The sequence below is a fragment of the Candidatus Auribacterota bacterium genome, from assembly GCA_026392035.1.
Lineage (GTDB): Bacteria > Auribacterota > Tritonobacteria > UBA1439 > UBA1439 > JAPLCX01.
In genome coordinates this window covers 16,434-27,051 of sequence record JAPLCX010000061.1, presented here as the reverse complement: position 1 = coordinate 27,051, position 10,618 = coordinate 16,434, and the positions used below count along the sequence as shown (strand labels likewise).

General features: G+C 57.1%; 9 protein-coding genes. All 9 read left to right on the top strand.

Going from position 1 to position 10,618, the window contains the following annotated elements; all coding sequences use genetic code 11:
• A partial coding sequence (locus NTX71_06005; protein ID MCX6339456.1) for a type II toxin-antitoxin system PemK/MazF family toxin occupies positions 1-192 on the top strand: 192 nt, incomplete at its 5' end.
• Between the two features lie 239 nt (positions 193-431).
• On the top strand, positions 432-998 hold the full coding sequence (locus NTX71_06000; GenBank protein MCX6339455.1) for a hypothetical protein: 567 nt from the start codon (positions 432-434) through the stop codon (positions 996-998).
• Between the two features lie 55 nt (positions 999-1,053).
• Complete coding sequence (locus tag NTX71_05995) at positions 1,054-1,389, top strand: hypothetical protein (GenBank protein ID MCX6339454.1); 336 nt, start codon at positions 1,054-1,056, stop codon at positions 1,387-1,389.
• Positions 1,390-2,461: 1,072 nt separating this feature from the next.
• On the top strand, positions 2,462-3,415 hold the full coding sequence (locus tag NTX71_05990; GenBank protein ID MCX6339453.1) for a GDP-mannose 4,6-dehydratase: 954 nt from the start codon (positions 2,462-2,464) through the stop codon (positions 3,413-3,415).
• A 223-nt stretch (positions 3,416-3,638) separates the two neighbouring features.
• Entirely contained in the window at positions 3,639-4,274 is a 636-nt protein-coding gene (locus NTX71_05985; protein ID MCX6339452.1) for a hypothetical protein, read from the top strand.
• Positions 4,275-4,475: 201 nt separating this feature from the next.
• The gene (locus NTX71_05980; protein ID MCX6339451.1) at positions 4,476-6,923 is read left to right on the top strand and encodes a homocysteine S-methyltransferase family protein; all 2,448 of its coding nucleotides are present in this window, start codon (positions 4,476-4,478) and stop codon (positions 6,921-6,923) included.
• A gap of 652 nt (positions 6,924-7,575) precedes the next feature.
• Positions 7,576-9,804, top strand: coding sequence for a sodium-translocating pyrophosphatase (locus NTX71_05975; GenBank protein ID MCX6339450.1), 2,229 nt, complete (start codon positions 7,576-7,578; stop codon positions 9,802-9,804).
• Positions 9,805-9,833: 29 nt separating this feature from the next.
• Entirely contained in the window at positions 9,834-10,037 is a 204-nt protein-coding gene (locus tag NTX71_05970; GenBank protein ID MCX6339449.1) for a hypothetical protein, read from the top strand.
• Positions 10,038-10,132: 95 nt separating this feature from the next.
• Positions 10,133-10,549: a response regulator gene (locus tag NTX71_05965; GenBank protein ID MCX6339448.1), complete on the top strand. Its 417-nt coding sequence runs from the start codon at positions 10,133-10,135 to the stop codon at positions 10,547-10,549.
• The last annotated feature ends 69 nt before the right edge of the window (positions 10,550-10,618 follow it).

The following is a 10,618-nucleotide window of genomic DNA, read 5'->3' as shown; positions in this document are numbered from 1 at the left end:
ATTACCACTCAAATCAAAGGTTATCCGTTCGAAGTGCGCATCCCTCCTGGGCTGAAAGCTTCCGGCGTCATTTTATCCGATCAAGTTAAGAGCCTTGATTGGCAGGCCAGGAATACGCAGTATTGCTGTAAGCTCCCGGAGACCACATTGTCCGAGGTTCTTAATAAACTCGGCGTTTTGCTGATCACATAACCATGCCCAACAAGACGCTCCTCGTTGGTCAATAGTCGAGATCTGATTCTGCTGAGATGGGGGTCAAATCTTTTAACTTTACATTTCACCAGCAGCGCGATGTACTTCATATTTTAAGGTAAGGACAGATATTGAATAATGACAGCCTTGCCGGCGCAGATGCGCGAACGCACGCGCGTTCGCTTTTTCCCCGCGTCTTGCTTAGCGGGATTGCCGCTCAGCGCTGACGTTCGCCAAATATGGAAATCGCAATAATAGGATGGGGCTCGCTGGTGTGGGATCCCCGCGATCTGCCACGAGAAGGCACATGGCAAGAGGGTGGACCAAGGCTTTCAATCGAGTTCTCTCGAATATCCTGTGATGCCCGCCTCACCCTCGTGATTGACAAATCCAATGGAAATGTTGTTCCAACCATGCACGTGCTCAGTCCAAGGGCGTCACTCGATGATGCACGTGACGATCTCAAGAAGCGTGAAGGAACCTCGGACGAAAAGATCGGATGGGTGGACATCACGCGAGGAACAAGCTCACCCGATACGAATCCGAGACAGACGGATGTGCATGATGTCATCCGAACTTGGTGCCAAGAACATGGCTATCAAGCTGCTGTGTGGACTGCTCTCGATTCCAACTTCAAAAAAGAGACGGAAAGGGAATTCTCAGTCGAAGCAGCCATTGCTTATCTTTCCGGACTGCCGATGAATGTCCGAAAGAAGGCACTGAAATATATCTGGAACGCACCAGAGTTCATCACAACCAAGGTTCGGGAGGCGGTGAAACAACGATTTGGCGAACAAGGCGCTTGAGCGTACGGCGTACCCGCCACCGCTCAGCGCCGACGTTCGGTCAGAGAGACAAGATATGGCGGAATACGGTGAGTGGAATCGTAAGGGAGCAACTCTCAGCGACGTCACGGCGCAGAAGGAGTATGGAGTAGGCCGGGACTTCATTGTGAAGGGCATACGTGCCGGCAAGCTTGAATACCGAGAGGGTGCGATATGGGGCAATCCATATTTGAAGGTATTGAGGGGCCAGCTTGAGCAGTTTATCACCGAGGAACTTGGCGAGGATTATTTGTCGAAAGGGAAAAACCAGACTGAACTGCGCAAGATCAAGAAAGAAACATCCGCCTTAAAAAAGAGGCTGGATGAACTTCAATCGCGAAAAGCAGTCATTGAAAAAACAATGAGAAAATAGAAGATCGAACAATCGGAATTGAGCGAGCTCTCATGCCTTGCCGCGCCTGGCGGCGCGAACGAGGCCCGCGCAAACGCTGGAGCCTTGCCGCTGATCCGGGCTGTTCAGCGCGACCGCAGGGGGTTCGCTGAACGGGGCTCGCGGCGAAAAGATGAGGGACAGCGGGAAAAGGAGGTACGCAATGGGAGACAAAGGCAAGAAGGATAAGGACAAAGGGCAGAAACAAAAGTTAGCGAAGCAGGAGCAAGAGGCAAAAAGGAGATCGGAGAAGCAACCGAGAAGAATCCCTTGACAGAAAGCATGGCGAGGTGTGCGCCTCACCCATACTGTCAACATCGTCGTGTCCCTTGATAGACCGGTAATGGCGGACGGCTGCCTCCGGGGTCAATTCTTTAATCTTTAGTTTTCGATCCACCCGCTCGATCGGCGACGGTGGCGACGGAATTTCTTTAATCTCCCTAAATCGACAATGACCCCTGCCCGATCAGCCTGGGTTAATTTTACTCCTCTTCGACTGCGGTGGGAAACGAAATCGGGGGAAATCTGTAATCCCTCAGTTACGGTGGGGCTAAATAGAATACTCCACAACGTAGAGCACCCTTAAGGGTGCTCTACACCCCGTGACTGACCCCTTACGAAAATCTAAGGGAGAATAATCGTGCCGGGAAAAAACCTCAAAGACTAAACCCATCCGCCTTGACACGCGCGAAAATAATTAGTCCCCCATCAGGCAAGATCACCCTCCTTGACACACATGAGCACCGCGCACCCTGAAGGATGCGCTACGAATTGTTTGCCGATACGCCTCGCCGCACCCTGAAGGATGCGCTACGAATTGTTTGCCGATACGCCCCGGCGCACCCTGAAAGGTCTCACCTTAAAGCGCACCATAAAGAGTGCGCTACGAAGATGGAGGGTCTGGTTATCCGCCATTTCGGGGAGCCCCCCTTCCTTGATTGTGTGAAGATGGTTATGGTACCATAACGACGGTTACTGGTTTCTGGTTGCTCGTTACTGGCGATTTTGACTCGACTAGTTTCCAGTGAATATCTTGTTTTGGGATTTGGGATTTATGAAGATACTCGTCACGGGAGGGGCAGGCTTTATCGGTTCTCACCTCGTCGAGCGGCTGCTCGAAGGGGGGAGAGGGGTGGTGTGCCTTGATGATTTCAATGACTCCTACGACCCGGCGATCAAGAGAAGAAATATCTCTCCCTCGATCGGCAACCCTTCCTTTACGCTCGTCGAGGGTGATATACGAAACAAGGATCTCCTCCATGACCTTTGCCGGAATCATCAGTTCGGAACCATCGTGCACCTCGCCGCCCGGGCGGGTGTGCGTGAATCCCTGAAGGATCCGCTGTTGTACGAAGAGGTGAACTGCCTCGGGACGCTCAATCTGCTCGATCTCGCCCGCCGGCATGGCATACGCCATTTCATCTTCGGTTCTTCATCATCAATCTATGGAGTCAACGCCAAGGTGCCCTTTTCTGAAGAGGACAGGGTGGATCAACCGATATCCCCGTATGCGGCAACGAAAAGGGCGTGTGAACTCCTCTGCTATACCTACCACCATCTCAGCGGGATGAATATCACCTGCCTGCGCTTCTTTACCGTCTACGGGCCGCGTCAGAGGCCGGAGATGGCAATTTGCAGATTCACGCGGAAGATCCTCCGGGGCGAACCGATTGAGCTGTACGGTGACGGGACGAGCCAGCGGGATTACACCTATGTTGACGACATCATGGATGGTCTCCTGAAGGCGATCGACAAGCCGTTCCCCTTTGAAATATTCAACCTCGGAGAGTCACAGACCATTGAGCTCACCAGGCTCATCCGGGTCATAGAGGAGGCGGCGGGGAAGAAGGCAGTGATAAAAAAACTCCCCGCGCAGCCCGGCGATACCCCGATCACCTATGCGGATATCAGCAAGGCGAGAGCGATGCTCGGGTACCGCCCGCGGGTTGGGATTGAAGAGGGGATCGCGAGGTTCGTCTCGTGGTACAAGGGCTGTGCACTGACTTAATTGTGGGACACGGACGACAGAGAGCTCACCATAATCTTCACCACGGAGAAACATAACGGATTCCCAGTGGTTTCACTGTTTTCAGTGATTAATCGTTTTCACCACTGAAGACACTGAATACACTGAAGCAGTGTACCTCCACTCTATGTGCTCCGTGCCCCCGTGGTGAATACTGAGTAGTATCCGCTGCATGGCCTAGGGATTGCAGGGCGATCTGATTTTTATGGGCTTGAGTAACGGGAGTGGTGTTCTCAGGGATATCAGCCTGGACATCGGTAATGAGGATGTCCTGAAACGCCTCCGCATGAGCGCCGATGAGTATCGGCAGTCCGGCGAGCTGCGGGAATTGTTCCGCGCGACAGTTGAGTGGGGCTGGCGTCTGATCGCACCTGCTGCGGCGTGCAAGACGCTGGAATTATCGCGCGGCGCACACGCTGTTGTCTGCTTCCAGGGTACGGGATTCCATATCCGGAGCGGCGGCGTTGCCGCGCTCCTCGACGGATGCACCGGTGCCACGCTGATGGCTGCAACCATCGGGCCTGAATTGTCCTCGGCGATGGATGGGCTGATGGCTGAGAAGCGGATGACGGAGGCGATGATTATGGATGCGTTCGGCTCCGAGGCTGTGGAGGGGGTTGTCAACTCCCTGTGCCGGCTGCTCCGGGAGTCAGATAGGTGGAGGAACTTCATCCCCACCAGGAGGTTCAGCCCAGGGTACGGAGACTGGGACCTGTCGGCGCAGCGGGAGGTGCTTGAGGAGCTCGGGGCGGGGCAGATCGGGATCAGCCTCAGCAGCAGCTCGATTCTCATCCCGGAGAAATCCATCACGGCGATCATGGGCTGGAAGCCGAAACAATAAATTTAAACCGCGGATTGGACGGATTGTAACCACAGCAAAAAGTTGAAAGTATAAAGTTTAAAGTGTAACCGCCTCCTTTGGCTTTCAGCTTTAAACTTTGGGCTGTTTTTACATCCGTGAATATCAGTGAAATCCGTGGATGCAGCCTTTGCTTATTAAAATCCGCTTAATCCGCCTCATCCGCGGTTAGGGTTGTTGTATATGAAACATATTTTAGAAGTACTTAAAGAGCGCATCCTCCTCGGCGACGGGGCGATGGGGACCATGCTTCAGGAGGGCGGCCTCCCCGAGGGGGCATGCCCTGAAGAGGCGGTGCTCAGTCGCCCCACGCTCATTGTCTCCGTACATGAGCGATACATCGACGCCGGAGCGGAGATTATCGAGACGGATACCTTCGGGGCCAACCGCTTCAAGCTCGCGGAGTATCACCTGGCGGACGAGGTCGAGCGCATCAATCGCGAAGCGATTCGCCTCGCGCGCGAGGCATCCGGCGGGAGGGCGTATGTCGCCGGCTCGGTGGGGCCGCTCGGGAAACAGCTCGCGCCGCTCGGCAGTGTGGCGTTCGGTGAAGCGGTGGATGCGTTCAGGGAGCAGCTCAGGGCGCTGGCGCGCGGGGGAGCAGATCTCATATTCCTCGAGACGATCTCTGACCTGAGGGAAGCGAAGGCGGCGCTCATCGCGGCGGCGGAGGTTTCAGATCTCCCTGTCGTGGCGCATATGACATTCGGAGAGGGGGGGAGAACGCTCACCGGCACACCACCCGAGGTGGCGGCCGCGGTGCTCGCCGCCATGGGAGCGGCGGCGGTGGGGGCCAACTGCAGCACCGGGCCGGATGAGATATTGCCTATCATGGAGTCAATGGCATCCGTGACCCCTGCCTTTCTATCGGTCCTGCCCAACGCCGGCCTGCCCGAGCTGGTCGGCGGGAAGACCGTGTTCCACGAGTCCCCAGAGGTCATGGCGCGGTTCGCCGAGCGTTTTGCACGGCTCGGCGTGAATATCATAGGCGGGTGCTGCGGAACCACCCCCGCTCATATCAGGGCCATGGCGTCGGTGCTCGCGAAAAGGAAACCGGTCAAGAGGACGGTCCATCCACGCTTACGCCTGTGTAGCCGGACGAAGATGGTATCGCTTGAAGCCGGCGGATCACCCCTCGTGATCGGCGAGCGCATCAATCTCAGCGTGAAAAAGGAAATGGCGCGCGCGTTTATCACGGGCGATCCGGCAGCGATGAGAGAGGCGGCAACCGATCAGGTCCGCGAGGGGGCCCATCTCCTGGATGTGAACGTTGGCGTGAGCGGCGAGGCGCTCGGCCTGGGGAAGGTTTCGGAGCGGGAGCTCATGGAGAGGGCCGTGCTCCTCATGCAGCGGAGCATTGACGTCCCCCTGGTACTCGATTCGAACAATCCCGAGGCCCTCGAGGCGGGATTGCGGGAGAGTGAGGGGAGGCCGCTCATCAATTCAGTCCCCGCGGACGGGGAAAAAACCCGGCGACTCCTGCGCCTCGCGCGCCGCTACGGCGCCGCGATCGTGATACTCCCGCTCTCAGGCCGGGGCATACCGGACAGCGCGGTGGAGAGGGTGCGGCTCGCCGAGGAGGTGAGGGCGGATGCGTTGAGGGCGGGCATCGCGCCGGAGGATATCCTCATTGACCCTCTCGCAATGGCGATCTCAGCGGCGCCGGAGCAGGGCCTGGTGACGCTCGAAACACTGAGCATGCTCAAGGAACGGGGATATCAGACCATTGTGGGGCTGAGCAACATCTCCTTCGGTTTGCCGGAGAGGAGCATTCTGAACGCATCGTTCCTCGCCATGGCCATGGGGGCTGGCCTGGATGCGGTGATACTCAACCCGGCGGATGAGGTGGTCATGCGGGCGCTGCGCGCGGGCCGTGTGCTCACCCTGTCGGACGGGGGGGCGCGGGATTACATCGCCAGGTTCAGGGCCGGTGTGGCAGTCCCGGTCCCCGCTGAACGGGCTCCGCGGCCGGCGCCTGAGATGATCAAGGAGAAATTCCTCTCGCTCATCGTCGCGGGAGACCGTGAGGGAGTGATACCGCACGTCGAGGAGGCGCTCAGGCATGGTATCCCGCCGATTGAGATCAACATCTCAATGCTCGCCCCCGCCCTTGAGGAGGTGGGGAGGCGGTTTGAGAGGGGAGAGCTGTTCCTCCCGCAGATGATCCTCGCCGCCGAGACGGTACAGAACGCCTTTGGCCGTCTCAGGAAGGAGATGAAGGGAGAGAAAATGCCCTCCCGGGGAAGGATTGTCATGGCCACCGTGAGGGGAGACGTCCACGATATCGGCAAGAACATCTGCTGCACGGTCCTGGAAAACTACGGGTACGAAATCATAGATCTCGGGCGTAACGTTCCCGCGGAGGTTGTCGTTGAACGTGCCGCCGCCGCGGGGGCTGATATTGTCGGGCTCTCCGCCCTCATGACAACCACGATGAAGCAGATGGAACTGGTTATCGCAGAGCTTAAAAAACACGGGATGAAGCAGAGGGTGATGGTGGGAGGGGCGGTGGTGACTGCCGCGTATGCGAAAAAGATAGGCGCCGCCGGCTACGCGAAGAATGCCGGAGAGATCGTGAGGCTGGTGAACAGGCTCATGGCGAAGGAAAGCGAGGGGAAGCCGCCCCCTTGATAATGGCAAGGGCAAAATCAATGGTTCAAACCGTATCCAGTGGAGCCGTAATGCGTCAATTATAAGCTGGGGGACAAAGTTGTTCGCCACTGATTCTCACGGATGATTGATGGATATACACGGATTGATTTTGGTAGGTATCCGCGAGCATCCGTAATAATCCGTGTACATCCGTGGCAAAACTCCATAACTGTGTCCCATTACGCAGAGCGCTGCATTTTTGCGCTGCATTTTTGTTGACACGGATGGCTGGCGGGTCAATAATAACGCCCCCTGGAATAGGAAGGTAGTGTCAAAAGTTCAATGAAAGAGCTGAATGCAACCACAGATTGCACAGATAGTTGTGAAGATTTTTGGGGGGGAGGAAGTCTGCGCCAATCTGTGGTGAATAAATCTGTGGTAAATGGAGAAGGGAAAGAATTTCTATACAAGGGCTTAATTACACGCATGTTACCACAGATAAATCACCACTGATTTACTCAGAAAAGGCATAAATAATCTGAGAAATCTGTGGTTGCTTTAAAGAAACTTTTGACATTACCAATAGGAACATAAGGAGACACGTATGAGACACTGTATCGCACGCATGTTCATTTTTGCCGGAGGGCTGCTCATGCCCTTGGCCGCCTGGGCACAGCAGGACGCCGGTCAGATGACGGTGGAACGTCTCCCCCTCATCTGGCTCATCGCGCCTCTGGCGTCAATCGCCGCGCTCGTCTGCGCATGGTATTTTTACCACACCATGATAAAAGAGCCCGAAGGCACGGACAGGATGAAGGAAATCGCCTCGTATGTCCGGTCCGGCGCCCGGGCGTATATCAAACAGCAGTACAAGGTCGTCGCCATATGCTTTGTGTTCGCCGCCATTTTCTTTGCCATACTCGCGTTCGGTTTGCACGTCCAGTCAAAGTGGGTACCCTTTGCGTTTCTCTCGGGGGGATTCTTCTCGGGCCTCTGCGGCTTCATCGGGCTGAAGACCGCCACCTATGCGAATGCGCGGACGGCGAACGCTGCCCGTGGTTCGCTCAACAGCGCCCTCCAGATCGCCTTCCGCAGCGGCGCGGTGATGGGCCTGGTCTGTGTCGGCCTCGGCCTCCTCGACATCTGCATCTGGTTCTACATCCTTGCCAGGATCGTGCACCTCAGTCTCGTGGAGACGACCGTGACGATCCTCTGCTTCGGCATGGGCGCGAGCACGCAGGCGCTCTTCGCCCGTGTCGGCGGCGGTATCTTCACGAAGGCGGCCGACGTCGGCGCCGACCTCGTGGGCAAGATCGAGGCGGGCATTCCCGAGGACGACCCGCGCAATCCCGCGGCGATCGCTGACAACGTAGGCGACAACGTGGGGGACGTGGCGGGGATGGGAGCCGACCTCTACGAGTCATACTGCGGCTCCATACTGGCGACGACCGCCATCGGCGTTGCCTCCTTTGCGGCCGAGCCGGCGCTGATTCTCAACTCGATCCTGCTCCCCATGGTCATCGCCGGCGTCGGGACACTGCTTTCAATCGCGGGTATCTTTGTCGTGCGGAGCGGCGAGAAGGCCACGCAGAAAGAGCTGCTCAAGGCGCTCGCACGAGGCGTGAATCTGAGCACCGTGGGGATAACGGTGCTCTCCGCCGTGCTCGTGCGCTGGCTGCTCCCGGGCCACATCGGGTTGTGGTTCTCGATCCTCGCCGGCCTGTTCGCGGGCTGGATCATCGGTAAGGCTACGGAGTACTATACCTCGCAGGACTACAAGCCCACGCAGGAGCTCTCCAACCAGTCCCTTACCGGCCCGGCGACGGTCATCATTGAGGGGATCTCGATAGGCATGCTCTCCACCTGGCCGGGGGTGATTACAGTAGGTATTGCCATACTGGTTGCCTTCGGCTGCGCGGGCGGATTCACCTCTCCCGAGATGGGATTGTACGGCGTGGGGCTCGCCGCCGTCGGCATGCTCTCCACTCTCGGCATCACGCTCGCGACCGACGCCTACGGGCCGATCGCGGACAACGCCGGCGGTAACGCGGAGATGAGCGGCCTCGAGCCGTACGTGCGTGAGCGGACTGACGCTCTCGACTCACTCGGCAACACGACCGCAGCGACCGGGAAAGGATATGCTATAGGGTCGGCAGCGCTGACAGCGCTCGCCCTGCTCGCTGCGTACGTCGAGGAGGTGCGCATCGGCCTCGTCCGCCTGGCGACGCACAGCGTTGACAGGCTCGTGCACATCGGCGATAAGACCTACGACATCGCCACCATACAGAAGGCGAACCTCGCCTTCTTCATGGAGAAGTACAATATCACCCTCGTGAACCCCAAGGTGCTCGTCGGCCTCTTCATCGGCAGCATGATGGCGTTCATGTTTTGCGCCCTTTCCATGAAGGCGGTGGGCCGCGCGGCGCGCCGTATGGTGGAAGAGGTGCGACGGCAGTTCAAGGAGATCAAGGGTATCATGGAGGGGAAGGCAACGCCTGACTACGCCGCCTGTGTGACGATTTCAACAAAGGGAGCCCAGCGTGAGATGCTGCTCCCGTCTCTCAGCGCGCTCGTCATCCCCATCATCGTCGGGCTCGTCCTCGGCGTTGCAGGCGTCATGGGATTTCTTACAGGCGCCACGGCGACCGGCTTCGTCCTTGCCATCATGCTCGCCAATTCCGGCGGTGCCTGGGATAACGCAAAGAAATACGTCGAGCAGGGGCATTACGGCGGCAAGGGGTCGGCAGCGCACAAGGCGGCGGTGGTGGGCGACACCGTGGGCGACCCGTTCAAGGATACGGCAGGGCCGTCGCTCAACATCCTCATCAAGCTCATGTGCATGGTGAGCGTGGTGGTTGCGGGACTGATCGTAAAATTCAGCCCTCAGATCAGCCATTTTCTGCACATGGGTTCACTATAAGGAATCCACCGGCTACAAGGAGACGAGCCATGGTTAAGATGAGAATCTATTCCGAGATCAGCCTGAAGGCCAATGTTCCTCTCAAGGACGTTGACGCCCGGACTCGCGATTACGACGTGCAGCGGCACAAGAAAGAGGTGTACGACTATCTCCAGGAGAGGCTGGCAAAGGCCTTCGCTGACGCGCACGACCTCACGGTGCACTACTTCGAGTTCAGCGTCGCCCAGGAATGAGGCCACGGCGTGATCCGGTTTCCCTATGTGAGACATGAGCTTCCCTTTTTGGAAAAAATTCTTATTCATCGCGGTTGAAACAGGAGTGCATGAATATGAAGCCCACTGAGATAACGCGCAGAATAGTCATTATAGAAGACGATGAGGACGTGGCGGAGATGATTTCAAAAATGCTCGAACGCCACGGCTATGGGGCCCTCGTCGCCCCTGACGGTGTGGCGGCGATATCCATGATCATGGCAGGCGATATCCATATGATCATTCTGGATATCATGATGCCCTTTTTCTCGGGGTACTGGTACTGCGACGTGTTCAAGAAGAATCCGGCGACAAAAGAGATTCCGGTGGTCATCATTTCCGCCCTCGACAGGAAGAGTGATATTGAGAAGGGGCTCAAACTGGGAGCGGATGCCTACGTGACCAAGCCGTTCACCGAGGAGGGCCTCATCGGCACGATCGACTCCATCTTCGCCGGGAAACAAAAGCGCGTCAGAAAGCGCACCAAAAGGTAATTTTTCACCACAGAGACACGGAGCGCACGGAGAGAAACTTTCGATGGAGTAGCCACGGTTTAATTTTAA

What these genes read in the sequence shown, in the direction of transcription:
- NTX71_05980 (MCX6339451.1), top strand. Translation starts at nt 4,476, where the DNA reads ATGAAACATATTTTAGAAGTACTTAAAGAGCGCATCCTCCTCGGCGAC.
- NTX71_05975 (MCX6339450.1), top strand. Translation starts at nt 7,576, where the DNA reads ATGACGGTGGAACGTCTCCCCCTCATCTGGCTCATCGCGCCTCTGGCG.
- NTX71_05990 (MCX6339453.1), top strand. Translation starts at nt 2,462, where the DNA reads ATGAAGATACTCGTCACGGGAGGGGCAGGCTTTATCGGTTCTCACCTC.
- NTX71_06000 (MCX6339455.1), top strand. Translation starts at nt 432, where the DNA reads ATGGAAATCGCAATAATAGGATGGGGCTCGCTGGTGTGGGATCCCCGC.
- NTX71_05995 (MCX6339454.1), top strand. Translation starts at nt 1,054, where the DNA reads ATGGCGGAATACGGTGAGTGGAATCGTAAGGGAGCAACTCTCAGCGAC.
- NTX71_05965 (MCX6339448.1), top strand. Translation starts at nt 10,133, where the DNA reads ATGAAGCCCACTGAGATAACGCGCAGAATAGTCATTATAGAAGACGAT.
- NTX71_05985 (MCX6339452.1), top strand. Translation starts at nt 3,639, where the DNA reads ATGGGCTTGAGTAACGGGAGTGGTGTTCTCAGGGATATCAGCCTGGAC.
- NTX71_05970 (MCX6339449.1), top strand. Translation starts at nt 9,834, where the DNA reads ATGGTTAAGATGAGAATCTATTCCGAGATCAGCCTGAAGGCCAATGTT.